General features: G+C 73.7%; 24 protein-coding genes. 16 read left to right on the forward strand and 8 right to left on the reverse strand.

The window, feature by feature from the left end:
- Positions 1–315 precede the first annotated feature (315 nt).
- Entirely contained in the window at positions 316–489 is a 174-nt protein-coding gene (locus tag AB0A90_RS10895) for a hypothetical protein (protein WP_357244982.1), read from the forward strand.
- 27 nt (positions 490–516) lie between these two features.
- Here AB0A90_RS10895 and AB0A90_RS10900 read toward each other — a convergent pair whose 3' ends face one another.
- Both AB0A90_RS10900 and AB0A90_RS10905 read right to left on the reverse strand, forming a co-directional pair.
- Entirely contained in the window at positions 517–1,035 is a 519-nt protein-coding gene (locus AB0A90_RS10900) for a hypothetical protein (protein ID WP_357244984.1), read from the reverse strand.
- Between the two features lie 37 nt (positions 1,036–1,072).
- Entirely contained in the window at positions 1,073–1,717 is a 645-nt protein-coding gene (locus AB0A90_RS10905) for a GrpB family protein (RefSeq protein ID WP_357244986.1), read from the reverse strand.
- Positions 1,718–1,791: 74 nt separating this feature from the next.
- On the opposite strand from AB0A90_RS10905, the gene AB0A90_RS10910 reads away from it, so the two are divergent.
- Positions 1,792–2,124: a helix-turn-helix transcriptional regulator gene (locus AB0A90_RS10910; RefSeq protein WP_357244988.1), complete on the forward strand. Its 333-nt coding sequence runs from the start codon at positions 1,792–1,794 to the stop codon at positions 2,122–2,124.
- Entirely contained in the window at positions 2,118–3,068 is a 951-nt protein-coding gene (locus tag AB0A90_RS10915; protein ID WP_357244990.1) for a hypothetical protein, read from the forward strand. Before AB0A90_RS10910 ends, AB0A90_RS10915 begins: the two co-directional genes overlap by 7 nt.
- Before the next feature lie 3 nt (positions 3,069–3,071).
- On the opposite strand, the gene AB0A90_RS10920 is transcribed toward AB0A90_RS10915, so the two are convergent.
- Positions 3,072–3,569: an NUDIX domain-containing protein gene (locus AB0A90_RS10920; protein ID WP_357244992.1), complete on the reverse strand. Its 498-nt coding sequence runs from the start codon at positions 3,567–3,569 to the stop codon at positions 3,072–3,074.
- A gap of 176 nt (positions 3,570–3,745) precedes the next feature.
- Here AB0A90_RS10920 and AB0A90_RS10925 point away from each other — a divergent pair, with 176 nt between their 5' ends.
- The 4 genes from AB0A90_RS10925 to npdG all read left to right on the forward strand — a co-directional run bounded on the left by AB0A90_RS10925 (position 3,746) and on the right by npdG (position 7,258).
- Positions 3,746–3,949 carry a hypothetical protein gene (locus AB0A90_RS10925; RefSeq protein WP_357244995.1) on the forward strand — a complete coding sequence of 68 codons (204 nt, stop codon included), beginning with the start codon at positions 3,746–3,748 and terminating at the stop codon, positions 3,947–3,949.
- A gap of 82 nt (positions 3,950–4,031) precedes the next feature.
- Positions 4,032–4,958 (forward strand): histone, encoded by a 927-nt coding sequence (locus tag AB0A90_RS10930; protein ID WP_357244997.1) that lies wholly within the window; start codon positions 4,032–4,034, stop codon positions 4,956–4,958.
- 83 nt (positions 4,959–5,041) lie between these two features.
- Positions 5,042–6,472 carry an RNB domain-containing ribonuclease gene (locus tag AB0A90_RS10935; RefSeq protein ID WP_357244999.1) on the forward strand — a complete coding sequence of 477 codons (1,431 nt, stop codon included), beginning with the start codon at positions 5,042–5,044 and terminating at the stop codon, positions 6,470–6,472.
- 87 nt (positions 6,473–6,559) lie between these two features.
- Positions 6,560–7,258, forward strand: a complete 699-nt coding sequence (gene npdG, locus AB0A90_RS10940) for an NADPH-dependent F420 reductase (RefSeq protein WP_357245001.1) — start codon at positions 6,560–6,562, stop codon at positions 7,256–7,258.
- A 131-nt stretch (positions 7,259–7,389) separates the two neighbouring features.
- On the opposite strand, the gene panB is transcribed toward npdG, so the two are convergent.
- Both panB and AB0A90_RS10950 read right to left on the reverse strand, forming a co-directional pair.
- Entirely contained in the window at positions 7,390–8,235 is an 846-nt protein-coding gene (gene panB / locus AB0A90_RS10945; protein ID WP_357245003.1) for a 3-methyl-2-oxobutanoate hydroxymethyltransferase, read from the reverse strand.
- Between the two features lie 187 nt (positions 8,236–8,422).
- Positions 8,423–10,180, reverse strand: coding sequence for an NAD+ synthase (locus AB0A90_RS10950; RefSeq protein ID WP_357245005.1), 1,758 nt, complete (start codon positions 10,178–10,180; stop codon positions 8,423–8,425).
- Between the two features lie 287 nt (positions 10,181–10,467).
- Here AB0A90_RS10950 and glnA point away from each other — a divergent pair, with 287 nt between their 5' ends.
- The 4 genes from glnA (at position 10,468) to AB0A90_RS10970 (ending at position 13,624) form a co-directional block, all read left to right on the forward strand.
- Complete coding sequence (gene glnA / locus AB0A90_RS10955) at positions 10,468–11,817, forward strand: type I glutamate--ammonia ligase (RefSeq protein ID WP_354974466.1); 1,350 nt, start codon at positions 10,468–10,470, stop codon at positions 11,815–11,817.
- Positions 11,818–11,907: 90 nt separating this feature from the next.
- Entirely contained in the window at positions 11,908–12,333 is a 426-nt protein-coding gene (locus tag AB0A90_RS10960) for a DUF350 domain-containing protein (protein ID WP_357245007.1), read from the forward strand.
- Positions 12,334–12,412: 79 nt separating this feature from the next.
- Positions 12,413–13,105: a WYL domain-containing protein gene (locus AB0A90_RS10965; RefSeq protein ID WP_357245009.1), complete on the forward strand. Its 693-nt coding sequence runs from the start codon at positions 12,413–12,415 to the stop codon at positions 13,103–13,105.
- A gap of 147 nt (positions 13,106–13,252) precedes the next feature.
- On the forward strand, positions 13,253–13,624 hold the full coding sequence (locus tag AB0A90_RS10970) for a VOC family protein (RefSeq protein WP_357245011.1): 372 nt from the start codon (positions 13,253–13,255) through the stop codon (positions 13,622–13,624).
- 210 nt (positions 13,625–13,834) lie between these two features.
- Here AB0A90_RS10970 and AB0A90_RS10975 read toward each other — a convergent pair whose 3' ends face one another.
- On the reverse strand, positions 13,835–14,353 hold the full coding sequence (locus tag AB0A90_RS10975; RefSeq protein WP_357245013.1) for a hypothetical protein: 519 nt from the start codon (positions 14,351–14,353) through the stop codon (positions 13,835–13,837).
- Positions 14,354–14,537: 184 nt separating this feature from the next.
- On the opposite strand from AB0A90_RS10975, the gene AB0A90_RS10980 reads away from it, so the two are divergent.
- Positions 14,538–15,419, forward strand: coding sequence for a virginiamycin B lyase (locus AB0A90_RS10980; protein WP_357245015.1), 882 nt, complete (start codon positions 14,538–14,540; stop codon positions 15,417–15,419).
- A gap of 94 nt (positions 15,420–15,513) precedes the next feature.
- On the opposite strand, the gene AB0A90_RS10985 is transcribed toward AB0A90_RS10980, so the two are convergent.
- Positions 15,514–16,449 (reverse strand): LD-carboxypeptidase, encoded by a 936-nt coding sequence (locus tag AB0A90_RS10985; protein WP_357245017.1) that lies wholly within the window; start codon positions 16,447–16,449, stop codon positions 15,514–15,516.
- A gap of 98 nt (positions 16,450–16,547) precedes the next feature.
- On the opposite strand from AB0A90_RS10985, the gene AB0A90_RS10990 reads away from it, so the two are divergent.
- Together AB0A90_RS10990 and AB0A90_RS10995 are read left to right on the forward strand one after the other, a co-directional pair.
- Positions 16,548–17,315, forward strand: coding sequence for a type 1 glutamine amidotransferase (locus AB0A90_RS10990; RefSeq protein WP_357245019.1), 768 nt, complete (start codon positions 16,548–16,550; stop codon positions 17,313–17,315).
- The gene (locus AB0A90_RS10995; protein ID WP_357245021.1) at positions 17,315–20,335 is read left to right on the forward strand and encodes a bifunctional [glutamine synthetase] adenylyltransferase/[glutamine synthetase]-adenylyl-L-tyrosine phosphorylase; all 3,021 of its coding nucleotides are present in this window, start codon (positions 17,315–17,317) and stop codon (positions 20,333–20,335) included. The genes AB0A90_RS10990 and AB0A90_RS10995 overlap by 1 nt, the downstream gene beginning before the upstream one ends.
- Before the next feature lie 5 nt (positions 20,336–20,340).
- Here AB0A90_RS10995 and AB0A90_RS11000 read toward each other — a convergent pair whose 3' ends face one another.
- The gene (locus AB0A90_RS11000; protein ID WP_357245023.1) at positions 20,341–22,008 is read right to left on the reverse strand and encodes a hypothetical protein; all 1,668 of its coding nucleotides are present in this window, start codon (positions 22,006–22,008) and stop codon (positions 20,341–20,343) included.
- Between the two features lie 44 nt (positions 22,009–22,052).
- On the opposite strand from AB0A90_RS11000, the gene mptB (AB0A90_RS11005) reads away from it, so the two are divergent.
- On the forward strand, positions 22,053–23,453 hold the full coding sequence (mptB, locus tag AB0A90_RS11005) for a polyprenol phosphomannose-dependent alpha 1,6 mannosyltransferase MptB (protein WP_357245025.1): 1,401 nt from the start codon (positions 22,053–22,055) through the stop codon (positions 23,451–23,453).
- A 119-nt stretch (positions 23,454–23,572) separates the two neighbouring features.
- Complete coding sequence (gene mptB / locus AB0A90_RS11010; RefSeq protein WP_357245204.1) at positions 23,573–25,015, forward strand: polyprenol phosphomannose-dependent alpha 1,6 mannosyltransferase MptB; 1,443 nt, start codon at positions 23,573–23,575, stop codon at positions 25,013–25,015.
- Positions 25,016–25,082: the final 67 nt, after the last annotated feature.

Raw genomic sequence — 25,082 nt, forward strand, 5'->3', positions numbered from 1 at the left:
CGGTCGCCCCCTTCGCGCGGACGACCGTCCGGTTACATCCCCGCCCGGGTTCGCCGACAGCGGAGCAGAGTTCGGTAGGCGGCCCGCTGCTGTGGCCGGCCGACGAAGCCTGGCCGATGTGTGACGGACCGGAGCCCGACGACCACTACCGCGACTGTCCGGGTGAACCGGCGGCGCCGCTGGTGCCGGTGGTGCAGTTGCTGGCCGAGGACGTGCCCGAGGTGCCGTTCCTCGCCGGCACGGACATGCTTCAGGTCCTGTGGTGCCCGTTCGACCACGAGCCGTGGACGACACCACGAAAAGCGGTGGATTCCGGTGGAGGATCGTCCGGCGATGGCCGGTTGGGGATGGGACACCGACGACGATCACCCGTGGCGGACGATCCAGAACCCGAGCGGGCTCATGCTGGGCGACGTCGGCGGCATCTACCTCTTCGTCTGCACCGCCTGCCCCACCAGGCCGTTCGACTACCGCTTCGACTGTTCCTGACGACTTCCGGATGGCCAGCCGACGCGCTCACCTGCGGGTGAGCGGGACCGGTTGCCCCTGGCGTACGTCGAGGACCACCCGCTTGCCCAGCGGTTGGGCCAGATTGAGGGTCGCGGTACGCGGCGAGCCCATGAGGTCGCACACCTCGCCGCCGTTGTGGTGCTGTGCGATGACGATGACCACGACGGCGTTGGCCGACTCGACCGACTCCGCGTGGTAGTCGGCGCCACAGCGTCCGGTCGCCGGCCCGAAGGTTCCGGTGAAGCCGACGATCAACTGCGTACCGGCCCCGGTCGTGGCCGCCGATTCGATGGCGATGCCCGGCGGGGAGTTCCACGGTGGGGGTGTCGGGGTGACGGCGTCAGCGCCACCTGCGTCGATGAAGGCCTGGTCGTACCGGGCCAAGCCCTCCCGCGCCTGCTGACGCAGCTCAACGAGGCTCTCTCCGCGGGGTAGCGCAGCGTCGACCGTGGCGTTCGCGTCGGTGTCACAAGCAGCGAGCATCGCCGCCGCCACCACCCCGGCGACCCAGCGCCATCGCACCATCGAAGACCCCTTTTTGGCAGAGTGACCGCCAGGATTATCAACCGTCGGCCCGGGTCGTGGCGCCCCGCTGCTCGACCTCGGCTGCTGCCTCCGAGGCGGCGAAGATGCGCGCGTAGATCTCGTCGATGACCTCGTTCTTCGCCAGGCTGTACTCCCGGGGCCGATGGGCGGTGTCCCGCGCGAGGCGTCGTTTCGTCGCGGCGTACCGCTCCCGGTCGTGTGGGTGCGTGCGCAGCCAGTCGCGGAAGAGCCGGTGCCGGACCGGTTCCGGCGCACCCCGCGGCCACACGTGCAGGTTGACGTCCTCGGCGGAGCTGAGCAGCATCCGGTGCCCGTGCCACCAGGGCTCCCGCAGGACGAGCCGGTAGCCGAGCCGTTCCAGGGCGGGAAGGTAGCCGGCCTCCTCGGCGGTGTCCTCGATGACGAGGTCGACGTCGATGACGGGCTTGGCGGCGAGCTGCGGCACCGCCGTGGACCCGACGTGTTCCAGGCTGATGATCAGCCCGCCAAGCGCCTCGGTGAGCGACGACCGGACGGCGCGGAACCGCTGCGCCCAGGCCGGGTCGTACTCCTCGATGACGACGGACTCCCACGTCCGTGGCGGCTCGCCCACCAGGCCGGCGTCGACCTGTTCGGGGGTGCCGTGGAAGCGCTGCACGACGTCCTGCGGATACTCGGCCACGCCAACCTCCCGACGACGCAAAGTCCGCCAGGATACGACCCCTACCCTATGTAGAGTTCCGATACAGTGGTCGGATGCGGATCACCATTCCGGTCGCGAAGGTGCTCGCGGCGCTGCTCGCCGAGCCCGACGAACAGCGCTACGGGCTGGACCTGATGCGACTGACCGGCCTGCCCAGCGGCACCCTCTACCCGGTGCTGCACCGGTTGCAGGGCGCCGGCTGGCTGGCCGCCGACTGGGAGGCGATCGACCCCGTCGCGGCCGGCCGACCGGCCCGCCGCTACTACCGCCTCACCGCCGACGGCGTGGCGCAGGCCCGCCAGGCGCTCGCCGACCTGCGTGCCGCGATCCCCGACGGTCGCCGCTCGTGGGGCGGCACCGAGCCCACCGGGGCGCCGGCGTGGTGACCCGGCGCATCGCCGTGTTGCTGCTGGCGTTGGCCGCGCGCCGCTGGCCGGCCGACGTCCGCGACGACCTGCGCCGCGAGTGGGCCGCCGAGCTGCACGTCCTCGCCGAGAACGGCCGCTGGACGACGATGCTCGGCTTCGCGGCGAGCCTGGCCGTCAGCCGTGCCGGTGCCTCACTCGTCGACCGCACCCTGGCCCGCGGTCGCGTCGGTCGCAGCGCCGCCGCACTGCTGCTGTCGCCGCTCGCCTGCGTCGGGATCGTGCTCGGCAGCGGGGCCGCCATGTACCGGGCCGAGGTCTGGCTGACGGGGCCGAACTGGTTGGAGCGGGCGCAGAAACCACTCTGGGCGGCCGTCACCGTCGGGCTGGCGGTCCTGCTGGCGGTGTTCGCCGCGCGCTGGGCCCGGCACACCGCACTCGACGGCCCGCTGCGCATCGCGCTCGGCGTGGTGCTCCCGGTCGGTGCGACAGTCATCGTGCTGATGCAGCTCATCGGCCCGGAGGACCTGGCCGCCGTACCCGGTCTGCTGCTCTGGTTGGCCGGCCTGACCCTCGCGCTCTGGGCCGCGGCGAGCCTCGCCGCCCGGGGTCGCCTCCGCGCCGCCTGGTGGGTGGGCGTCCTCGGCGCACTCGTCGCCGCGGACCTTGCGGTGATCCTCGTCGTCGTCGACACGTACCCCACCGCGATCGGCGCGGGGCCGACGATCCACGCGCGGGAGCACGTCGACCCGATCTCCGCGCCGCTGTGGCTCTTCGCCTGTTGGACGGACTGGAACTTCGGCCTGCCCCGGCCCATCGACTGGGAGATCTTCCTGATCACCAACCGGGTGCTGGTGGAGCCCATGCTCTACCTGGCCTGCACGCCGTACGCGCTGGCGTACACCATCCGGGCGGCCCGGTCCGCGCCCGTCGCGCCGGTCGCCCTCGCGCCGACCCCGGTGTGAACCTCAGTCGGGTACGTCGTCCCACGTCGTACCCGGCTCCAGGTAACCGGCCAGCTGGTTCTCGCGCAGCGCGTACGCGATGACCAGCAGGGCGTGCTTGTCCAGCTCGGGCAGCCGGTCCAGCGGAAACCACCGCACGGCCAGCGACTCGTCGTCGTTGACCCGGGCGGTGCCGGCGACCAGCCGGCACAGGAACCCCAGGTTCAGGTATTCGCAGCGGTCCCCGTTCGGATACGTGTGCGGGTGTGACACGGCGCTGGACATCCGCACCGGGGCGACGTCCAGGCCCGTCTCCTCGCGTACCTCGCGGACCAGCGCGGTGGCCGGCTGCTCGCCCGGCTCGACGAAACCACTGATCACCGACCAGCGCCCGTCGTCGGCGCGCTGGCCGAGCAGCAGCTCACCGGCGTCGTTGCGGATGACGGCGCTGACGCTCGGCAGCCAGAGCAGGTCGTGACCGACGTGCTTGCGCAACCCCACGATGTAGTCCGGTGTCGCCATCCGACGATCATAGGTGTGCGCCCACAGCGGGGCTCACCTGCGCACCTTCTGGTTTTCCAGTCCCACGCGTTTCGCCGTTTCGGCCCGACGAACGCCATGCATATCTACTGTGGAGAGGGTCGGCGACTTGTGCGATCCGGTGGCGGCCTGCCGGTTCGCGGTGCACAGTGATTCCCATGAGCGACAGCGAACGTGGTGGGCAGTTCTACTGGTGCACCCGGCATCACCGGGTCGAGACGGACGCCAACGTGTGTCCGGCGAAGCACGTTCTCGGCCCGTACAACTCGGCGGCCGACGCGGAGAACGCCCTGCAGCGAGTGCAGGAGCGCAACGAGGCGTGGGATGCCGAGGACGCTCGTTGGGCCGGGGAGGACAAGTAGACGGCGCGGGACGTCCCGCGCCGAGGTATTTCGTGCTCCGCGAGGACGCACGCGAGAGCACGTCCCCAAGGAGGGAACCACGATGGCCGAAGCACAGCAGGCCACCACCCGCCCGACCGTCCGACGCACCACCGCGAAGAAGACCGCCGCGGCCGAGCGGAACACGGCGGCGAGCCGGACCACCCCCGTGCGCAAGTCCACCGCGGGTGCGGCGGCGGCGAAGGCTCCGGCCCGGAAGGCCGCCGGCGGCGCGGGGCGCGCCCCGGCGAAGAAGACCACCACGGCGGCGAAGAAGGCCCCGGCGAAGAAGGCCACGACCAAGGCCACGAGTACGGCGGCGAAGAAGGCCCCCGCGAAGAAGACCACCACCCGCGCGACAACCGTCGCGGCGAAGCGGGCACCGGCGTCAACGAAGCGGGCTTCGGCGTCAACGAAGCGGGCACCGGCGTCAACGAAGCGGGCTTCGGCGTCAGCGACGCGGGCTTCGGCGTCGGCGACGCGCAAGACCACCGCCGCCGCGAACAAGACCACGGGCACGGCGAAGAAGACCACCAGCGCCGCGACGAAGACCACAAGCGCCGCGAAGAAGACCACAAGCGCCGCGAAGAAGACCACCGCCTCGGCGGCGAAGAAGACCACCGCCGCGGCCAAGGCGCCGGCGCGGAAGACCGCGACCAAGGCCTCCGCCGTGAAGAAGACAGCGGCGAAGAGGACGGCGGCGACGAAGACGGCCGCCAAGAAGGCGCCCGCGAAGAAGACCGCGTCGACAGGTCCCAGCGGCGGCGCCCGCAAGGCCCCGGCGAAGAAGGCTCCGGCCGCGAAGGCGACGGGCACGTCGTCGGCCACCGCGCGCAAGGCGGCGGCTAAGAAGGCCCCGGCGAAGAAGACCGTCGCGGCCAAGGCCCCGGCCCGCAAGGTCACCGCCCGCAAGTCACCGGCCCGCCCTGCCGCCGCCCGCGCCACCGCCCCCCGGAGTACGCGCAGCACCGCCCGGAAGGCAACCGGCTGAGCACCTGTCGCCCCGGCTCGCCGGGGACATATCTCGGCCGGTCACGGGAAGCGGATCACCGGCGGCGCTGTCAGGATTGACCCGTGGTCATTCGACGCGTACTCGCGCCCCGCATCGACTTCGGCGCGCTGCGCCGCGAACTCGGCCTGTCGGAGGAGTTCCCGGCCGACGCCCAACGGGAGGCCGACGAGGCGGCCGGAGCGCCGCCTCGGCCGCCCGTCGACCGCACCGACATACCGTTCGTCACGGTCGACCCGGCCACCTCCCGCGACCTGGACCAGGCGATGCACCTCGCCCGGCGGACAGGTGGCGGCTACCGGGTGCGGTACGCGATCGCCGACGTCGCCGCCCACGTCGCCCCGGGCGGCGCGCTGGAGGCGGAGACCTGGCGGCGCGGGCAGACCATCTACCTGCCCGACGGCAACGTGCCGCTGCACCCCCGGACGCTCAGCGAGGGCGCGGCCAGCCTGCTTCCCGACGACGACCGGGCCGCGGTGGTCTGGACCATCGACCTGGACGCCGACGGCGGCACCGTGGCCGTCGAGCTGGAACGTGCCCTGGTCCGCAGCCGGGCCAAACTCGACTACACCGGGGTGCAGGCGGCGGCCGACGCCGGGCGGCTGCCCGAGCCGATCGCACTGCTGCCCGAGATCGGCGACCGGCTGACGGCCCGAGGGCTGCGCCGGGGCGCCATCAACCTGCCGCTGCCCGAGCAGGATCTGGAACCCGACGGCGACGGCTGGCGGCTGGTGCTGCGTCCGACGGTGCCGATGGAGGAGCACAACGCGCAGATCTCCCTGCTGACCGGGATGGCCGCCGCCGACATCATGCTGGCCGGCCGGATCGGGTTGCTGCGGACGATGCCGGCGCCGAAACCGGAGGCCGTGCAGCGGCTGCGGGCCGCCGCCGCACCGCTGGGCGTGCAGTGGCCGGACGGCGTGGCCCCGGGTCAGGTGATCGCCGGTCTGGACGCCTCCCAGCCGCGCGCCGCCGCGTTCATCGACCAGGCGGCCGAGTTGATGCGTGGGGCCGCGTACACCGCCTTCGACGGGGAGCTGCCGGAGCACCCGGAACACGGTGGCGTGGCAGCCACGTACGCCCACGTCACGGCGCCGTTGCGGCGTCTGGCCGACCGGTACGCCACCGAGGTCTGCCTGGCCCTGCACGCGGGCCTTCCGGTGCCCGACTGGGCCCGCGCCGCGCTGCCCCGGCTGCCCGAGGTGATGGCCAGCACCGACCGGGTCGCCTCGGCGGCAGCCCGGGGAGCCGTCGAGTTGGCCGAGGCGGCGGTGCTGGAGCACCGGGTGGGCGAGACCTTCGACGCGGCCGTGTTGGACGTGGACGCCCCGCCCAACGGCAAGTCCCGCCCGCGACCACCGGGCGGCACCGTCGCGCTGGACGCCCCGCCGGTGCGCGCCCGCTGCCTCGGCCAACTGCCGCTCGGCGAACGGGTCCGCGTCCGACTGGTCACCGCCGACCCGACGGCCCGCACGGTGCTGTTCGAGCTGGCCTGACCCCGCCGGCGCGGCGGCCCGGCTCAGCGGGGATCGTCACAGTGCTCCGGGCCGCTGCCGGCTCGGCCGGTTTGCGAGGATGAACCCATGGCATACGACGCGAGCACGCTGCCCGACGTGTCCGGGCTGACGGTCGGCATCATCGGTGGGACCGGCGACCAGGGACGAGGGCTCGCCTACCGGTTCGCGCGGGCCGGGCAGACGGTGCTGATCGGCTCCCGCAACGCTGAGCGGGCCGCGGAGTCCGCAGCCGAGATCGCCGCCCTGCCCGGTGTGGCGGCCACCGGCAGTGTCACGGGCGCGGCCAACGACGAGGTGGCCCGCCGCAGCGACGTGGTGATCATCGCGGTGCCGTGGGATGGGCACGCCGCCACCGTCGCCGCCCTCGCCGAGCCACTCGCCGGCCGGATCGTCGTCGACTGCGTCAACCCGCTCGGCTTCGACAAGCAGGGCCCGTACGCGCTGACCGTGGCCGAGGGCAGCGCCGTGCAGCAGGCCGCCGCGTTGCTGCCCGACTCCCGGGTCTGCGCGGCGTTCAACCACGTCAGTGCCCCGCTGCTGGCCGACCCGGAGATCGACCGGATCGACCTGGACGTGCTGATCTGCACCGAGGACCGCGAGTTGGTCGACGTGGTCGGCGCGCTCGCCGCCCGGATCCCGGGGATGCGCGGCATCTACGCCGGCCGGTTGCGTAACGCCCACCAGATCGAGGCGTTCACCGCCAACCTGATCGCGATCAACAAGCGCTACAAGGCACACGCCGGCATCCGCGTCACCGACCTCTGAGTCGAGCGGCGTGATCCACTCGGCTTCCGGGAAGTCGGGGTGTCCCTCGCACTGGGACACCCCGACCTCAAGAACACGGAGTGGATCAAGCCGCGCCGGTCGCGCCGCGCGAGACCGGCCGACGGGCCGGACTAGAAGGTGTGTTCGGCCGTCGGGAACTCGCCGCCGCGAACCTCGTCGGCGAAACGCCGGGTGGCGTCGGTGAGGGCGCCGGCCAGGTCCGCGTAGCGCTTCACGAAACGCGGCGCCTTTCCGGTACGTAGCCCGGCCATGTCCTGCCAGACCAGCACCTGCGCGTCGGTGTCCGGGCCGGCGCCGATGCCCACGGTCGGGATGGGCAGCTCGTGGGTGATCCGCTTGGCCACCTCACCGGGCACCATCTCCAGCACCACCGCGAAGGCGCCCGCCTCCGCCACCGCCCGCGCGTCGGCGAGCACCTCGTCCGCCGTGTCGCCCCGACCCTGCACCCGGTAACCGCCCAGGGTGTGTTCGCTCTGCGGGGTGAAGCCGATGTGCGCCATCACCGGGATGCCGGCGCCGACGATCGCGGCGATCTGCTCGGCGCAGCGGCGGCCACCCTCCAGCTTCACCGCGTGGCAGCCACCCTCCTTCATGAACCGGACGGCGGTGCGCAGCGCCTGCGCCGGCCCCTCCTCGTACGAGCCGAACGGCAGGTCACCGACGACCAGTGCCTGCCGGGTCGAGCGCACCACGGCCCGGACCAGCGGAAGCAGGTCGTCGGCGGTGATCGGCAGGGTGGTCTCGTAGCCGAACACGTTGTTCGCGGCCGAGTCGCCGACCAGCAGCACCGGCACGCCGGCCTGGTCGAAGATCCCTGCGGTGTACTGGTCGTACGAGGTCAGCATCGGCCACCGCTCGCCGCGCTCCTTGGCGGCGAGCAGGTCACGGGTGCGGACCCGACGGGTGACCGGCCCGCCGTACAGCGCGGTCACCTCGCTCGGAGTGGACTCCACCATCTCTGTCTCCCTTCCTCGAGGCCGCCTGCGCGGTCCCCGGGTTCCGTCGCGATCGTCGCACCGCGAGACGGGGCGACGGCAGAGTCCAGTGCGAGATATCACTGCACCGCGCGAGGTCCGCGCCGCGCGGGCCGCGCGAGGCGACGCCGGGCCGGCCGCACCGACCCGGCACCCCGAGGAGTACGACTCAGCCGTGCTCGCGCCACCGGTTGGTGATCGGCAGGCGGCGGTCCCGGCCGAACGCCTTCATGGAGATCTTCGTGCCCGGTGCCGACTGGCGTCGCTTGTACTCGGCGGTATCCACCAGCCGCAGCACCTTGTCGACCACCGCCGGGTCGTGGCCCGACTCGACCAGCCCGTCGCGGCCCAGGTCACCGTCGACGTACCCGATCAGGATCGGGTCCAGGACGTCGTAGTCGGGCAGACTGTCGCTGTCCAGTTGGCCCGGGCTCAGCTCGGCGCTCGGTGGCTTGCCGATCGAGTTCTCCGGAATCGGGGCGGTCGCGCCGCGCCGATCCGCGTCCCGGTTGCGCCACTTCGCGAGCCGCCAGATCAGCGTCTTCCAGACGTCCTTGACCGGGTTGAAGCCGCCCACCGAGTCGCCGTAGAGGGTGGAGTAGCCGACCGCCAGCTCACTCTTGTTGCCGGTGGTCAGCACCAGGTGGCCCTCCTGGTTCGACAGGGCCATCAGGATCACGCCACGGACCCGGGCCTGGAGGTTCTCCACGGCCACCCCGGACAACGACAGGTTGGCCAGGAAACCGTCCACCATCGGCTGGATCGGCTCGACGCGGTAGTCCAGGCCGGTGCGCTTGGCCAGGTCGGCGGCGTCCTCCCGGGAGTGCTCGGAGGAGTGCTGACTGGGCAGCGACACACCGACCACCCGGTCCGGCCCGAGGGCGTCGACGGCCAGCGCGGCCACCACCGCCGAGTCGATGCCGCCGGAGAGTCCGAGCACCACCGACGGGAACCGGTTCTTGTTCACGTAGTCGCGCAGGCCGAGCACGAGCGCCTGCCACACCTCGGCCTCGTCGGCCACCGGCTCGATCAGCCCGCCGGTGGCGGCCGGGCCGGACGGCGTGGGCGGAATGCCGTCCAGCGTGTGGTGCGCGATCCGCATCCCGTCGGCGATGGTCTCCGTGGTCGGCGAGGAGGTGGCGGCCGGCAGGTCGACGTCGTGCACGAGCAGGTGCTCGACGAACTGCGGGGCACGGGTGAGCAGGTCACCGTCGGCGCTCACGATCATCGAGTCGCCCTCGAAGACCAGCTCGTCCTGCCCGCCGATCATGTTGACGTACGCGATGGCGGCGCCCGCCTCGGCGGCCCGGCGGCGGACCAGCGGGAGTCGGATGTCGTCCTTGTTCAGTTCGTACGGCGAGCCGTTGATGTTGACCACCAGCCCGACGCCGGCCTGCCGGGCGGCGGCGAACGGCCCGCCGGCCTGCCACAGGTCCTCACAGATGGTCAACGCGACGTCCACGCCGCCGATCCGCACCACGGTCAGCGTGTCGCCGGAGACGAAGTAGCGGTCCTCGTCGAACACCCCGTAGTTGGGCAGGTGGTGCTTGAAGTAGCGGGCGGCAACGACTCCCCGGTGCAGCAGCGCGGCGGCGTTGCGGGCGCCCCGGCCCGGCTCGGCGTCCCCGCTGACCTGCGGCGGCCCGTCGGCGTCCAGGTAGCCGACCACGACCGGCAACTCGCCGAGGCCGTCGGCGGCGAGGTCGGCGGCGAGCCGCTCGACGGCGGCCTGGGACGCGGCGACGAAGGAGCGCCGGAAGACCAGGTCCTCGACCGGGTAGCCGGTCAGCATCAGCTCCGGGAAGAGCACCAACTGGGCACCGGCATCGGCGGCCTGGCGAGTCCAGCTGCGGACCAGGTCCGCGTTGCCGGCGATGTCGCCGACGCTCGGGTTGACCTGGGACAGGGCGAGACGCAGGGTGGGCATGCCCTCATCTTGCCCCAGCCTCCGCGCGACAATCCGTACCCTCGGACGAGATTGCCGCCACCTGCCGCGACGGGCGTCCGCGAGGCCGCGACGGCAGGAGCCCGGCCGGCACGGCGGCGGACGCGGGGCGGCCCGGCCGGGGCTCGCGCTCGCCGGGCGGGACACGAGGGGACGACCGGCGGCAGTTCGCGTAACGTCTGCGTAACCAGGCCCGGGGAGACTGGGCGATCAGGTCGGGCGCAGCCCGACCAAGGCGGACAAAAAGAGCGTCGCGAGGGGTTGGGGAAGTGGACCGTCAGCAGGAGTTCGTCCTCCGTACGCTGGAAGAGCGGGACATCCGGTTCGTCCGGCTGTGGTTCACGGACGTGCTGGGCACGCTCAAGAGCGTTTCGGTGGCGCCGGCCGAGCTGGAGGCGGCCTTCGAGGAGGGCATCGGCTTCGACGGCTCGGCCATCGAGGGTTTCGCCCGGGTCTTCGAATCGGACATGGTGGCCATGCCCGACCCGACGACCTTCCAGGTGTTCCCGTTCGAGGGCGGGGTCAGCGGCGAGAGCGCCCGGATGTTCTGCGACATCCTGCTGCCCGACGGCGGTCCGTCCTGGGCCGACCCCCGGCACGTGCTGCGCCGCGCGCTGTCCAAGGCGGCCGAGAAGGGCTTCACCTTCTACACCCACCCCGAGATCGAGTTCTTCCTGCTGGAGAACGGCCCCCAGGACGGCTCGGTGCCGACCCCGGTGGACACCGGCGGCTACTTCGAGCACACCACCCACGCCGTGGCGCGCGACTTCCGCCGCCAGGGCGTGCTGGCGCTGGAACGGATCGGCATCTCGGTGGAGTTCAGCCACCACGAGGTCGCGCCCGGCCAGCAGGAGATCGACCTGCGCTACGCCGACGCGCTCACCACCGCCGACAACATCATGACCTTCCGGCACGTGGTCAAGGAGGTGGCGCTCTCCACGGGTGTGCAGGCCAGCTTCATGCCGAAGCCGTTCACCGACCAGCCGGGCAGTGGGATGCACACCCACCTGTCGCTGTTCGAGGGGGAGCGCAACGCGTTCCACGACAGCGGCGACCCGATGAAGCTGTCCAAGGTGGCGAAGTCGTTCATCGCCGGCCTCCTGGTGCACGCCCGGGAATACACGGCGGTCACCAACCAGTGGGTCAACTCGTACAAGCGGCTCTTCCCGCAGGCCCTGCCGGACCGGATCACCGAGAGCCCGGCGTACGTCTGCTGGGGTCACCTCAACCGGTCCGCGCTGGTCCGGGTTCCCGCGTACGGCAAGCCCAACTCGGCCCGGGTCGAGGTCCGCTCGTTGGACTCGGCTGCCAACCCCTACCTGGCCTTCGCGGTGCTGCTCGGCGCCGGCCTGAAGGGCATCGAGGAGGGGTACGAGCTGCCGCCGGGCGCCGAGGACGACGTCTGGTCGCTGACCAGCGCCGAACGGCGTGCCATGGGATACGAGGCGCTGCCGGAGAACCTCGCCGAGGCCATCGACGTGATGGCCGGGTCCGAGCTGGTCGCCGAGGTGCTCGGCGAGCACGTCTTCGACTTCTTCCTGCGCAACAAGCGGGCCGAGTGGGAGCAGTACCGCCGCGAGGTCACCCCGTACGAGCGGCAGCGCTACCTGGCGCTCTGATCGCCGGGGGCTGACGCGGTTGCGTACTGCCGCTATCGTCTCGATCACCGCGCCGGTACCCCTCCGGGCGGAGAGTCGGGAGGCAAGTCGGTGCTGGAGGATCTGCTCAGCGGTGCCTGGCAGAGCGTCGTGTTCGGGATCGTCGGTGTGGGGCTGATGGCGGCCGGGTTCGGCCTGGTCGACCTGCTCACCCCCGGGCGGTTGCGGGACCTGATCTGGGTCGAGCGCAACGCCAACGCGGGGCTGCTGCTGGCCGCCAACCAGCTCGGCATCGCCGGGATCGTCTTCACCGCGATCCTGACCAGCTACAGCGACTTCGGCAGGGGGCTCGCCTCCACTGTGGTGTTCGGGCTGCTCGGGTTGGCGATCATGGCGCTGGCCTTCGTGGTGCTGGACCTGCTCACCCCGGGCAAGCTCGGCGAGGTCATCTGCTCGCCGGAGCCGCACCCGGCGGCCCGGGTCAGCGCCGCCACCCACTTCGGCGCCGCGCTGATCGTCTGCGCCTGCATCGCCTGACGGCGGTCGGTCCCGGTCCGGTCGCCGGGCCGGTCGCGTGCGGGTCCGGGCGTCGTACCCCGGTCGTAGCGTGCGGGGCATGAACCGTACGGACCGGCTCTACGCCCTGGTCGAGGAGCTGCGGGCGATGTCGCCCCGGCCGCGCAGCGCGCGCTGGCTGGCGGTCCGCTTCGAGGTCAGCAGCCGGACCATCGAGCGGGACATCGGCGCTCTCCAGGAGGCCGGTGTGCCGATCTGGGCCGAGCCGGGGCGCACCGGCGGCTACGTCCTGGACCGCAGCCGCACCCTGCCGCCGGTCAACCTGACGGCGGCGGAGGCGGTGGCGATGGCCGTCGCGCTGCACCGGCTCGACGGCACGCCGTTCGCCGGGCCGGGTGCCACCGCGCTGCGCAAACTGGTGGCGGTGCTGCCGGCCGCCGACGCCGCCGAAGCGCACCGCCTCGCCGGCCGGGTGCACCTCGTCGGCGACGGACCGGCCACGCCCGTCCCGGCCATCGTCGCCGACGCGGTCACCGCGCGGCGGGTGCTGCGCATCCGGTACGCCGACCGCGCCGGCGCGGACTCGGTGCGCGACGTCGAACCGCTGGGCTACCTCGGCAACCCCCGACACTGGTACCTGCTCGCCTGGTGCCGGCTGCGCGACGAGTTGCGCTGCTTCCGTACCGACCGGATCCGGAGCGTCCAGGCGCTGCCCGACGTGGTGGTCCGGGAGTTCCGCCCGACGGATCTGGACATCCCGCACGAACGGGTCCGCGCGTTGAGCCTGGTCTGAGGCGCATCGGCGGGCGGTGCTGACGGCCCGGTCGGAGGAAGCCCTGTCGGGTGATCTGGAAACACCGACAGGACGGTGTCGCGGACGACCCCGAGACTGCTCCGGACGGCGGCCGAACGACCGGTACGCACAACCTGGAGGCAGCAGATGTCAACGACGCCCATCACCTGGTTCGAGATCGGCACCGACCGGCCGGAGGAGGCGGAACGTTTCTACGGAGAGCTGTTCGGCTGGACCTTCGAGGAGCAGGGCTCAACCGACGGCGGGTCCTACCGGGTGACCGGGGCCGGCGGGGACACCGGAATCGGCGGGGCCATCCGGGCGACCGACGGGACGTCGCCGAACTACGCGGTGTTCTACGCCGAGGTCGCCGACGTGGCGGAGACCTGCCGACGGGCCGAGGCGGCCGGCGGCCGGGTGCTGGTGCCGGTGCGGACGGCCCCGAGCGGGCTCACGTTGGCCCACCTGCTCGACCCGGCCGGCAACCACCTGGGAGTGTTCACGCCCCCGCCGGCCTGACGACCGCGCGGGCCTGACGACCGCGCGGGCCTGATGCCGCGTGCGGGCCTGACGCCGCGTGCGGGGGCCGCACTGGCGTCCCGGGGGCCGGTGATCGACTCGGTTCTCGTGATTCGGGGGTGTCGGGCTGTCGTGGACACCGCGAAATCACGACGTCGAGGGGATCAGGCCTGGGGCAGGCCCGGTGTGGCCTGGGCCTGCCCCGAAGCGCTACGCGCCGGGCGTAGCGGCGGGGGCGCCGGGGCCGCCCGGGCCGTGACCGCCGGGGCCGCCGCGCCAGCCGTGGCCGCCGTGGCCACCCGGGCCGGGGAAGACGCCGGCCTCGACGGCCTTGGTGATGGCGTCGGCCTGCTCCTGGGTGAGCTTGCCGTCCTTGACCGCCTGGTCCAGCCGTTGCTTGAGCGCGGCCTGCCGCTCCTCGGCCGACGGGCGCTGCGGCCGATCGGCCTGCCGGCGCTGCTCGCGGACCTTCTCCAGCGCGGCGGTCACCTTGTCGGTGGGCACGCCCAACTCCTTCGCGAGTGCCTCGGCGAACTCGTTCTGCCGGTCGGCCTTCGCGCCGGGAGCGGCGTCGACCTTCGCTCCGGGAGCCGGGGCGGCGCTGGCGCTCGGTGCCGGCGTCGGGGTGTCCGCGGCGAAGGCGATGGTCGGGGCCGCGATCCCCACGCCGAGGACGCCAGCGGTGGCGAGGCCGGCCAGGAGATGCTGCCGACGGATGGTGCGGGACATGCTGTCCTCCAGGAGGTCGGTGACGCTCGTGTCAGCACCGACAGTGACCAGCCAGCCTGGGCGCGACCCGTGGCGAACCTGTCAGCGACCTGACAATCGGGCGGGCGGGCGGTCAATTCGGTTGCGTCCTCGTCGGCGGAGCCGTCAGGGTTGGCGATTCACCGACGGAAGGACGCAGCTGGTGATGAGCGTGGAAATTCGGGAGATACCGCTCGTCGAGCCGGGCGCCGGCCCGTACGGCATCACGGCCGGCCCCGACGGCGCGCTGTGGCTGACGCTGGTCCACGGCGGCGGGATCGCCCGCCTGGGGGCCGACGGCGCGGTACGGACCTACCCGCTGGATCCGCCGGGCGGCCGTCCGTTGATCATCGCGGCCGGGCCGGACGACGCTCTCTGGTTCACCCGCTCGGGAGACGACAAGATCGGTCGGATCAGCCTCGACGGCGCGCAGCGCACGATCGCCCTGCCGACCGGCACCGGGCCGGGTGGTATCGCCGCCGGCCCCGATGGCGCGCTCTGGTACACCGGGATGACCTCCGACACGATCGGCCGGCTGGACAGCGATGGCGCGGTCACCACGTTCCCGCTGCCGGTGACCGGGGGGTTCGCCTCGATGATCACTGCCGGCGGGGACGACGCTCTCTGGTTCACTCTGCATCAGGCGAACGCGATCGGCCGGATCGACCTCGATGGCGGGGTGACACTGCATCCGTTGCCCACCCCGGACGCCGGCCCGGTCGGCATCACACTCGGTGGCGACGGTGCCATCTGGTTCGTGGAGATCGCCGCCGGTCAGCTCGGCCGGATCACCCCGGACGGCCGGATCAGCGAATTGCCGCTGCCGGACCGGGCAGCCCGTCCGCACGCGATCGTGGCCGATCCGGCCGGCGGCGTCTGGTTCACCGAGTGGGGCGCCAACCGGATCGGTCACCGAGATCCCACCGGACGAATCGACGGCTACGAACTGCCCACCCCCGGGTCCGAACCACACGGCATCACAGTCACCCCCAACGGCATCTGGGCAGCGCTGGAAACCGGCGCGCTAGCCCACCTGCCTCTCGCCTAGCTGATCAAGAGCTCTGCGTCAGAACTCCGCCCGGAACTGACGCAAACCTCTTGATCACCGGGGTGGGGTGGGGTGGGGTGGGGTGGGGGCGGGGTTACTGGACCGCGGGGGCTGCCGTCAGGGTGTTGGTGTTGACGTCGAGGGTTGCTTCGGTGCCGAACGGGACTGTCAGTTGGTTGGGGCCGTGGCCGATCGGTAGGCCGCCGAGCACCGGTACGCCCAGGTCGCCCAGGCGTTCATTGAGGACGTCGACGATCGTGGTGTCCCAACCGTCGCCGCAGTCGGTGAACTGCCCGACCGCCACGCCGGCCAACCCGTCCAGCGCGCCCGCCCGCCGCAGCTGGGTGAGCATCCGGTCGACCTTGTACGGGGGTTCCTGTACGTCCTCGATCAACAGCACCGCGCCGGTCAGGTCGGGCAGGTCCGGGGTGCCGATCGACGCGGCGATCAGGCACAGGTTGCCGCCGAGCAGGGTGCCGGTGGCGTGACCCGGGACGCGTACGTCGAAGGTCTCCTCGGTGGGCAGCGCGGTGATCGACACCGGCTCGGTCGTCATCAGCGCCGCGTGCAGGGATTCGGCGGAGGACAGCGGGGTCCGCTCGTCCCGCCAGGCCGCCCCCGGGCCGTGCACCCCGGCCAGCCGGGCACCTCGCCACAGCGCGAACTGCAACGCGGTGATGTCCGAGAACCCGGCCACCACCTTCGGGTCGCGGCGCACGGCGGCCATGTCGATGGCGTCCACGATCCGCTGGGCGCCGTACCCGCCCCGGGTGCAGATCACCCCGCGCACCTGCGGGTCGGCGAACGCCGCGTTCAGGTCGGCGGTGCGCAGGTCGTCGGTGCCGGCGAGGTAGCCGTGGCGGGCGTACGCGTTCGGTGCCGGCACCGGCCGCAGCCCCCAGCTGATCAGGAGCTCCATCCCCCGGGCCACCCGCTCCGGCGAGGTCGGCCCGGACGGTGACACCAGCAGCACCGTGTCACCAGGTCGCAGCACGGGCGGTCGGACGGCGGCGGTGTCCTCGTTGATCACAATTGCAGAGCCTAACGCCGGATCCGGGACCGGCGCCCGGCGCGCACATCCCGGTGGCGGGGCGTGGCGGCACGCGGTGCACCGGCTAGCCTCGACGGGTGGCAACCGCGCTGGTGATCGAGAACGACCCGACGGACGACGCGCGCCGGCTGGGTGAGTGGCTGACCGAGGCTGGGCTGGAGCTGCGGGTGGTTCGCCCGCACGCCGGCGACGAACTCCCCGCCGACCTGGAGGGGTACGCGGCGCTTGTGGTGCTCGGCGGCGACCAACAGGCGTACCCGCTGCCGGACGGCTCGCCCGGCGCACCGTGGTTCCCCGCCGTGGAGGGCCTGCTGCGCAAGGCGGTCCGCTACCGGGTGCCCACCCTGGCGGTCTGCCTGGGCGCACAGCTGCTCGCCACCGCGCACGCCGGGCTGGTCGAGCGGAGCCCATCCGGGCCGGAGATCGGCCCCGGCGTGGTCGGTCGGCGCGACGCCGCCGAGAACGACCTGTTGTTCCGGTACGTGCCGTTGATCCCGGACGTGCTCCAGTGGCACGCCGACGAGATCACCGAGCTGCCCCGGGGCGCCACCCTGCTGGCCGCGTCCACCCGCTACCCGTACCAGGCGTTCCGGCTCGGCGACCGGGCCTGGGGGTTGCAGTTCCACATCGAGTGCGACGCCGCGATGATCGCCGACTGGGCCACCGATTCGACCCAGCTCGCCGAGCTGGGCTACGACCCGGAGCTGGTGGTCGCGGCCTGCGCCTCGGTGCTGCCCGACGTCGAGGAGGTCTGGCAGCCGTTCGCCGCCCGGTTCGCCGCGCTGGCCCTCGGCGAGTTGGACGACAGCACGATCCGGCGCGGCCTGCCGCTGCTCGGGCACTGATGAGCCGGCCGACCAGGGCACCGGGCCGGCTCGCCCGGTACGGCTTCGGCACCGCCGACGGCGACGGCGGCGCGCGCGCGGCGGACCTGCTCGGCCCGGACGGGCTGCGGCTGTGGCGGCCGGCGGAGCAGGAGCCCGCGGACGAGTCGGCCGCGGAGTTGCTCGCCGCGCTGTCCCGGGCCGCCGACCCGGACCTGGCGCTGCGGCAGCTGCACCGCATCGTGGAGGCCGAACGCCGCACGAGTGGCGGCAGTGCCAATTCGTCGCTGCTCGCGGAGCTGCACACCGACCCGGGGCTACGGCGGCGGCTGATCGCGGTGCTCGGCGCGTCGGCGGCGCTCGGCGATCACCTGGTGGCCAACCCCGCACACTGCCTGGCGCTGCGGACCGCCCCGGACGGGCTCGCGCCGATCGCCGAGGGCCGGCTGGAGGTGACCGACGGCGGCGACGCGGTGGCGGCGTTGCGGACCGCGTACCGGTTGGCACTGCTGCGGATCGCGGCGGCCGACCTGACCGCCGGGCGTGGCCTGGAGCAGACCATGGCCGCGCTGTCGGCGCTGGCCGACGCGACGCTCGCCGCGGCGTACGAGATCGCCGTCGCCGAGTTGGCCGAGGGCACCGAGCGGCCCCGGCTCGCGGTCGTGGCGATGGGCAAGTGCGGCGGCGGCGAACTGAACTACGTCTCCGATGTGGACGTCATCTTCGTGGCGGCCGAGGACGCCGACCTGCCGGCGGCGACCCTGGTGGCGACCCGGCTGATCCACATCTGCGGGCTCGTGGCCTGGCCGGTGGACGCCGCGCTGCGACCGGAGGGCAACCGGGGCCCGCTGGTGCGGACCCTGGCCAGCCACCTGGCCTACTACCGCCGGTGGGCGCGCACCTGGGAGTTCCAGGCGCTGCTCAAGGCCCGCCCGGCCGCCGGTGACGTGCCGGTGGCCCAGGAGTGGATCGACCAGCTCGCGCCGCTGGTGTGGCGTGCGGCCGAACGGCCCGAGGCGGTCGAGGACGTCCGCGCCATGCGCCGCCGGATCATCGACCACATCCCGCCGAAGGAGCTGGAGCGCGAGATCAAGCGTGGTCCGGGCGGGCTGCGCGACATCGAGTTCGCCGTCCAGTTGCTGCAACTCGTGCACGGCCGCGTCGACGAGACGCTGCGCGAACCCGGGACCATCCCGGCGTTGCGCGCGCTCGTCGCCGGCGGCTACGTCGGCCGGGCCGACGGCGAGGCGCTGCTGCGCGGCTACCGCTTCCTGCGCAGCGTCGAGCACCGGCTGCAACTCCAGGCCCTGCGGCGTACCCACACCGTGCCGAGCGAGCCCGGCGCGTTGCGGTGGCTCGCCGCCGCCCTGGGTTTCACGGCCACGACGGGGCGCAGCGCCGTGGAGAGCTTCCGGGCCGAGTGGGTCACCCACGCCACCGAGGTACGCCGACTGCACGCCAAACTGCTCTACCGGCCCCTGCTGGAGTCGGTGGCCCGGGTGCCGGCCGACGGGTTGCGACTCACCCCGGAGGCCGCCCGCCACCGGCTGGAGATCCTCGGGTTCGCCGACCCGGCCGGGGCGCTGCGTCACCTGCAGGCGCTCACCGGCGGGGTGAGTCGCACGGCGGCCATCCAACGGACACTGCTGCCGGTGCTGCTCAGCGAGTTCGCCGACGCGCCGGAGCCGGACCGGGGGCTGCTCAACTACCGCAAGGTCTCCGACAAGCTGGGCAGCACCCCCTGGTATCTGCGGCTGCTGCGCGACGGCGGCCCGGTGGCCCGACGGCTGGCCCGGGTCCTCGCCCTGTCCCGGTACGTCGCCGATCTGCTCGCCCGGGACCCGGAGGCGCTGCGGCTGCTGGCCGAGGAGAACGAGCTGGCGCCCCGCCCGCCCGAGGTGCTCCGGGAGGGGTTCCTCGCGGCGGCGGCCCGGCACACCGACCCGGTCGAGGCCACCCGTGCGGTGCGTGCGCTGCGACGTCGGGAACTGGTCCGGGTGGCCTGCGCGGACGTGCTCTGCCGGGCCGGCGCGCTCGCGCCCACCCCGAGCCGGCCGGAGGGCGTGCACCGGCCCGCCGTCGGGCTCGTCGACATCACCGAGGTCGGCACGGCGCTCGCCGACGTCACCGATGCCACGTTGGCCGCCGCGCTGCGCGCCGCCCGGGCCAGCCAGCCGGCCGCGGCGGGGCTGCGGTTCGCGGTGATCGGGATGGGACGGCTCGGCGGGTACGAGTCGAACTACCTCTCCGACGCCGACGTGCTGTTCGTCTACGACCCGCCCGCCGGGGCCAACGAGAGCGACGCCAGCGCCGCGGCGCACGCGATAGCCGAGGAACTGCGCCGGCTGCTCGGAGTACCCGCCCCCGACCCGCCGCTCGGGGTGGACGCCGACCTGCGCCCGGAGGGCCGGCAGGGTCCGCTGGTGCGCAGTCTCGCCGCGTACGCGGCGTACTACGCCCGCTGGTCGCGGGTGTGGGAGGCGCAGGCGCTGCTGCGCGCCCGGTTCGTCTGCGGCGACGCCGACCTGGGTGCCGAGTTCGAGACGATGATCGACCCGGTGCGCTACCCGGCCGACGGGCTGACCCGGGAGCAGGTCGTCGAGATCCGCCGGATCAAGGCGCGGGTGGAGACCGAGCGGCTGCCGCGCGGCGCGGATCCGGCCACCCACACCAAGCTGGGTCGGGGCGGGCTCGCCGACGTGGAGTGGGCGGTGCAGCTCGTCCAGCTCCGGCACGCGGGCCGGATCCCGGCGCTGCGCGGCACGCGTACCCTCGATGCCCTCGCGGCGGCCGAACGGGCCGGCCTGATCGACCCGGCGGACGCCGCCGAGATGGCCGCCGGGTGGTCCCTGGCCGCGCAGGTCCGCAACGCGTTGATGCTGGTCCGGGGTCGGGCCGGCGATCAGCTTCCCCGGCACGGGGTGGAGCTGGCCGGGGTGGCCCGGCTGCTCGGGCGCGACGACCCGGGGGAGTTCCTCGACGAGTACCTGCGCACCGGCCGCCGCTCCCGCGCCGCCGCGCAACGGGTGCTGGAGGCGTAGCGGCGTCAGCTGCCGAGGGTGTACTCGCCGGGACCGGGCACGGTGACGGTGGTCCAGTCGCCGTCGGCGGTGACCGTGGCGTCGCCGGACGCGACAAGCCACCGGCTGTGCCGGACCCGGACGGCCACCGGGCCGGCGGTCGGTGCCCGGAAGGTCACCCTGGCGCCGTCGGCGCGGGTCAGCTCGGCGGGTGCGGCGACCAGCGGCGTCGGGTCGGCCACAGCCCAGACCCGCCAGTGCGGCCCGGACCAGACCGGCGTCAGGTAGGGCAACCCGCCCTCGACCAGTTCCGCCTCGGCCCGCCCCACCCAGGACAGCGGGGCGTCCGGCAGCGCCACGTACTGCACGGCGTTCTCCGCCAGCCAGGCCCGGTAGGTGCTCGGGGTCAGCGGTACGCCGGTGCCGGCCGCGCCGGGCACGGTGGTGAAGAACAGCGGGTTGCGGTCGATGTCGGCCTGCCGCAGCCAACCCCGGGCCAGCGGCACCTCACCGAGGCGGGCCGCCTCCCAGTAGTTGCGGGTCGGCGGCACCTCGACCCGGCCGGTGAGCCGCTGCCCGGCCAGGAACGCGCGCAGCGGCGCGTGGTAGCCCGGCGCGCTCGTCGGGTCGCCGATGCCACGTAGGTCGGCGGGGACCGCCGGCGGCTGCCAGACGCAGACCGCCACCAGCAGCGCGGTCCGGCCCACACCGCCGCGCAGCCGAGCCCACCGCGACCATCCCACCGTGGCGGCACGCGCTGCGGTGGCGCCGGTCGGGGTGGCGCTGGTCGGGGTGGCGCCGGTCGGGGTGGCGCGCGCGGCCGTCGGGCGGGCCAGGCGGTCGGGGAGCCAGGCCGGCGGGCGGGCGGCGGCGGCCAGCACCGGCAGCGCGAACATCGTCACCAGTCGGGTCGCGTTCAACCCCACCGGCGTGTGTACGAGGGCGGCGGCGAGCACCCCGGCGGCGGAGAGCAGCGCACCGAAGCGCACCGGCCGGTACGCCACCAGCGCCGCCACCGCCAGGCTGGTCACCACCGCGCGCACCGCGTCGGTGCGGCTGATGTTCATCCAGCCGCCGTCGCCGAAGAGCACCGCCGTCGCGGCCAGCGGCACCGCCGCCGCGACACCGAGCGCCAGACCGTCGGCGTACCGGCGGGTCAGCAGCAGCGCCACGCCCGCCAGGCCGACGAACAGGCCGGCCACCGGACTGGTCGCCGAGGCCAGCAGTGCGGCGACCGCCGCGAGCACGAGCCGCACCCGCCCTCGTCCGGCTCGGCGAGTGAGCGCGAGCAGCGCGGCCAGCCCGAACGCCACACCCAGGGCGTACGTGACCCGACCGGAGACCAGGTTGCCGGCCAGCGTGACCACCCCGACCAGGCTGCCCAGCAGCGGTCGGGGCACCTCGGTGCGGACCAGCAGCGCGGCCAGCGCGGCAGCCGACGCCACAAGCGCGAGCGCGCCGGTCACCCGTACGCCGAGCAGCGCCATCACCGGCTGGGAGAGCAGGCTGTAGCCGAACTGCTGCACCCCGGCGTACCAGCGCAGGTCGACCGGGGTGGGGCCGTGGGCCGCGAAGAAGTCCGCGCGAGCCACCTGCGCGGCGAGGTCCGACCCCATCAGCGGCAGGGCCAGCCAGAGCGCGGCGAGCACGACTGCGGAACCGGTGGCCACCGCCACCACCCGACTGTGCCGCATGCCCACCTCCGTACCGCGACCACCGTACTGGCAGCATGTCCGGCGTGCCTCACCACCTCGCGCGTTGGACCGGACTGGCGGGATCGGCGTTGCTGGCCGTCGCCGCGTTCCTCGGCGGCGCCCTGCCCGGCTCCCCCCTGCGTACCACCCCGGTCAGCATCTGGCAGGGTGAGAACGGTCCGCTCGTCCTCGTCGCCTGGCTGGTCGGCACCTCGCTGCTCGCCTACGCCTGGTGGGCGCTGCGGGACTCCGTGCCGTCGACGCGCTGGGCGCTGACCACCGTCGGGCTCTGGCTGCTGCCGCTGCTGATCGCACCGCCGCTGGCCAGCCGCGACGTGTACGCGTACGCGTGCCAGGGCGCCAGCTACACCGCGGGCATCAACCCGTACGAGCAGGGCGTCTCCGCGCTGCCCTGCCCCTGGCTGGACACCATCTCGTACATCTGGCGGGACACGCCCGCGCCGTACGGGCCGCTGTTCGTGGTGCTCGCCGGCGCGGTGGTGAAGGCCACCGGCTCGCTGACCGGCGCGATCGTGGTGTTCCGGCTGATCGCGGTGGCCGGGGTGGCGTTGGTCGCGGTCAGCCTGCCGGTGCTGGCGCGACGCGTCGGCGTCCCCGCCAGCCGGGCGATCTGGCTGGCGCTGGGCTGCCCGCTGGTCGCCGTACACCTGGTCGCCGGCGCGCACAACGACGCCCTGATGGTCGGCCTGCTGGTCGCCGGGCTGGCAGTGGTCGTCTCCCGGCCGGGCCGTCCCGGCCCGCTGCTCGCCGGCGGCGCCCTGCTCGGCCTGGCCGCCGCGATCAAGGTGACCGCGCTGGTCGTGGTGCCGTTCGCGGCGCTGGCCGCGATCGTCGGCGGGTACTCGATCCGGGCACTGCTCCGGCACGGCGGGTGGGTGGTCGGCGGCGCGGTCGCCGTCGTGGCCGGGGTGACCCTCGCGTCGGGGCTGGACTTCGGCTGGGTCGCCGGGCTGGCCAGCGGCAGTGACGTGATCGCCTGGACGTCGCCGTCCACCGCGATCGGCCAGACCGTCGGCTACCTGGCGGTGCCGTTCGGCGGGCACATCGACGCGCTGCCGGTCACCCGGGGGATCGGGGTGGGGGTGCTGGCGCTGCTGCTGGTCTGGCTCTGGTGGCGGGCCCGCACCCGGGAGCCGCTGTGGTACGCCGCGCTGGCGTTGGCCGCCACTGTGGCCCTCGCGCCGCTGTTCCACCCCTGGTACTGGGTCTGGCCCCTCGCGGTGCTCGCGGCCACCGCCCGCCGGACCGGATGGTTCACCGTCGTCGCGCTCGTCGCGTCGTTCCTGGTGCTGCCCGACGGCACCGGCCTGCCCCGGTTCACCAAGACGGTCGGGGCGCCGCTGATGACGCTGTTGGTGATCGCCCTGGTCGTCTGGTTGGTACGGTCGGCTCGGGCGGCCCGTCAGCCGGTCGCCGCCGACTGAGGGAAGGTGCGCCGGTGACCGCTCCCGGCCCGCCGCGTTCTGGCCCGTCGCGTTCCGGCCCGCCGTCTTCTGGCCCGCCGCGTTCTGGTCCGTCGCGTTCCGGTCCGCGGGCGGCTCGTCTGGCCCGGTACGTGGGGCTTGTCGGCGCGGTCCTGCTCGCCGTTGCCGCGTACCTCGGTGGGGCGCTGCCCAACGCCCCGCTCGGCGCGACACCGGCGTCGATCTGGCGAGCCCCGGACGGCCCGGCGACGCTCACCTGCTGGCTGGCCGGCACCGTGTTGCTGGTCGGGGCGTGGTGGTCGGTGCGCCGGGGAGCGCCGTCGACCCGGTGGGCGTACGTCACCGCCGGGCTGTGGGCGCTGCCGCTGCTTGTCGCACCGCCGCTGGGCAGCCGCGACGTCTACTCGTACGCCTGCCAGGGCTGGACGTACACACAGGGCGTCGACCCCTACGCGGTTCCGGTGGCGGCGGCGGGCTGCCCGTGGCTGGACGCGGTGGCACCGATCTGGCGGGACACCCCGGCACCGTACGGGCCGGTGTTCGTGCTGCTCGCGGCGCTCGCGGTGGGCCTCGGCGGCGGGCTCACCGGCACGATCGTGGCGCTGCGGGTCATCGCCGTGGCGGGGCTGCTGCTGGGTGCGCTCTGCCTGCCGGGGCTGGCGCGTGCGGCCGGTGTGCCGGTCCGGCGGGCGGCCTGGCTGGCGCTGGCCGGTCCGCTGGTCGGGGTGCACCTGGTGGCCGGGGCGCACAACGACGCGGTGATGCTGGGCCTGCTGCTGTCCGGACTTCTGCTCGCGGTCCGCCGACCGGGTCGGCCGTCGTCGTTGCTGGTGGCCGGGGTGCTGCTCGGGTTGGCGGTGACGGTGAAGGCCAGCGCCGCGGTGGTGCTGCCGTTCGCCGCGCTGGCCGCGGTGCGGGGCTGCCCCACGGTACGGGCGTTGGCGCGCGACGGTGGCTGGCTGGCCGGCGGGTCGCTCGCCGCGTTGCTGGTCAGCTCCGCGGTGTCCGGGCTCGGGTTCGGGTGGGTGGGTGGGTTGACCCACAGCGGTGACTCGGAGCAGTGGACCTCGCCGCCCACCGCCGTCGGCCTGGTGGTGGACTACGCCGGCGCGCTGGCCGGGCGAGACCCGCAGGCAGTGCCTGTCGTCCGGGCGGTGGCACTGCTGCTGCTCGCGGTCGTGCTGGTGCTCCTGTGGTGGCGGGCCTGGCGGGACCTGCGGGCCTCGGCTGACCCGGCCATGGCCCGCTGTGGGGCGGGTCCAGGTAGCGCAGCCCGCCCCCGGATCACGCTGCACGGCGCCGGCCTGGCCCTGGTCGCCACGGTGGTCCTGTCCCCGGTCTTCCACCCCTGGTACGCGACCTGGCCGCTGGTGCTCCTCGCGCTCACCGCCACCCGGACCACGTGGTTCCTGCTGCCGGCCGCCGCGGCGGCCTTCCTCGCCCTGCCCGACGGCACCAACCTGGCCCGCTTCACCAAGGCCCCCGGAGCGGTAGCGATGACCGCCCTGTTCCTGTCCCTGGCCCTCCTCGGCACGCTGCGCCGACGCTCCCGACCGCGTTGATCATGAGGTTAGCGGTCCTGTCGATCTCCGAAAGCCCCGCCAACCTCATGATCAACGCGCGAGTGTG

It is taken from the genome of Micromonospora sp. NPDC049204 (genome assembly GCF_040647935.1).
Classification (GTDB): Bacteria; Actinomycetota; Actinomycetes; order Mycobacteriales; family Micromonosporaceae; genus Micromonospora.

What these genes read in the sequence shown, in the direction of transcription:
- AB0A90_RS10910 (WP_357244988.1), top strand. Translation starts at nt 1,792, where the DNA reads ATGCGGATCACCATTCCGGTCGCGAAGGTGCTCGCGGCGCTGCTCGCC.
- AB0A90_RS10930 (WP_357244997.1), top strand. Translation starts at nt 4,032, where the DNA reads ATGGCCGAAGCACAGCAGGCCACCACCCGCCCGACCGTCCGACGCACC.
- AB0A90_RS10970 (WP_357245011.1), top strand. Translation starts at nt 13,253, where the DNA reads ATGTCAACGACGCCCATCACCTGGTTCGAGATCGGCACCGACCGGCCG.
- AB0A90_RS10925 (WP_357244995.1), top strand. Translation starts at nt 3,746, where the DNA reads ATGAGCGACAGCGAACGTGGTGGGCAGTTCTACTGGTGCACCCGGCAT.
- AB0A90_RS10950 (WP_357245005.1), bottom strand. Translation starts at nt 10,180, where the DNA reads ATGCCCACCCTGCGTCTCGCCCTGTCCCAGGTCAACCCGAGCGTCGGC.
- panB (WP_357245003.1), bottom strand. Translation starts at nt 8,235, where the DNA reads ATGGTGGAGTCCACTCCGAGCGAGGTGACCGCGCTGTACGGCGGGCCG.
- AB0A90_RS10965 (WP_357245009.1), top strand. Translation starts at nt 12,413, where the DNA reads ATGAACCGTACGGACCGGCTCTACGCCCTGGTCGAGGAGCTGCGGGCG.
- AB0A90_RS10900 (WP_357244984.1), bottom strand. Translation starts at nt 1,035, where the DNA reads ATGGTGCGATGGCGCTGGGTCGCCGGGGTGGTGGCGGCGGCGATGCTC.
- AB0A90_RS10995 (WP_357245021.1), top strand. Translation starts at nt 17,315, where the DNA reads ATGAGCCGGCCGACCAGGGCACCGGGCCGGCTCGCCCGGTACGGCTTC.
- npdG (WP_357245001.1), top strand. Translation starts at nt 6,560, where the DNA reads ATGGCATACGACGCGAGCACGCTGCCCGACGTGTCCGGGCTGACGGTC.
- AB0A90_RS11000 (WP_357245023.1), bottom strand. Translation starts at nt 22,008, where the DNA reads ATGCGGCACAGTCGGGTGGTGGCGGTGGCCACCGGTTCCGCAGTCGTG.
- AB0A90_RS10920 (WP_357244992.1), bottom strand. Translation starts at nt 3,569, where the DNA reads ATGGCGACACCGGACTACATCGTGGGGTTGCGCAAGCACGTCGGTCAC.
- AB0A90_RS10975 (WP_357245013.1), bottom strand. Translation starts at nt 14,353, where the DNA reads ATGTCCCGCACCATCCGTCGGCAGCATCTCCTGGCCGGCCTCGCCACC.
- AB0A90_RS10980 (WP_357245015.1), top strand. Translation starts at nt 14,538, where the DNA reads ATGAGCGTGGAAATTCGGGAGATACCGCTCGTCGAGCCGGGCGCCGGC.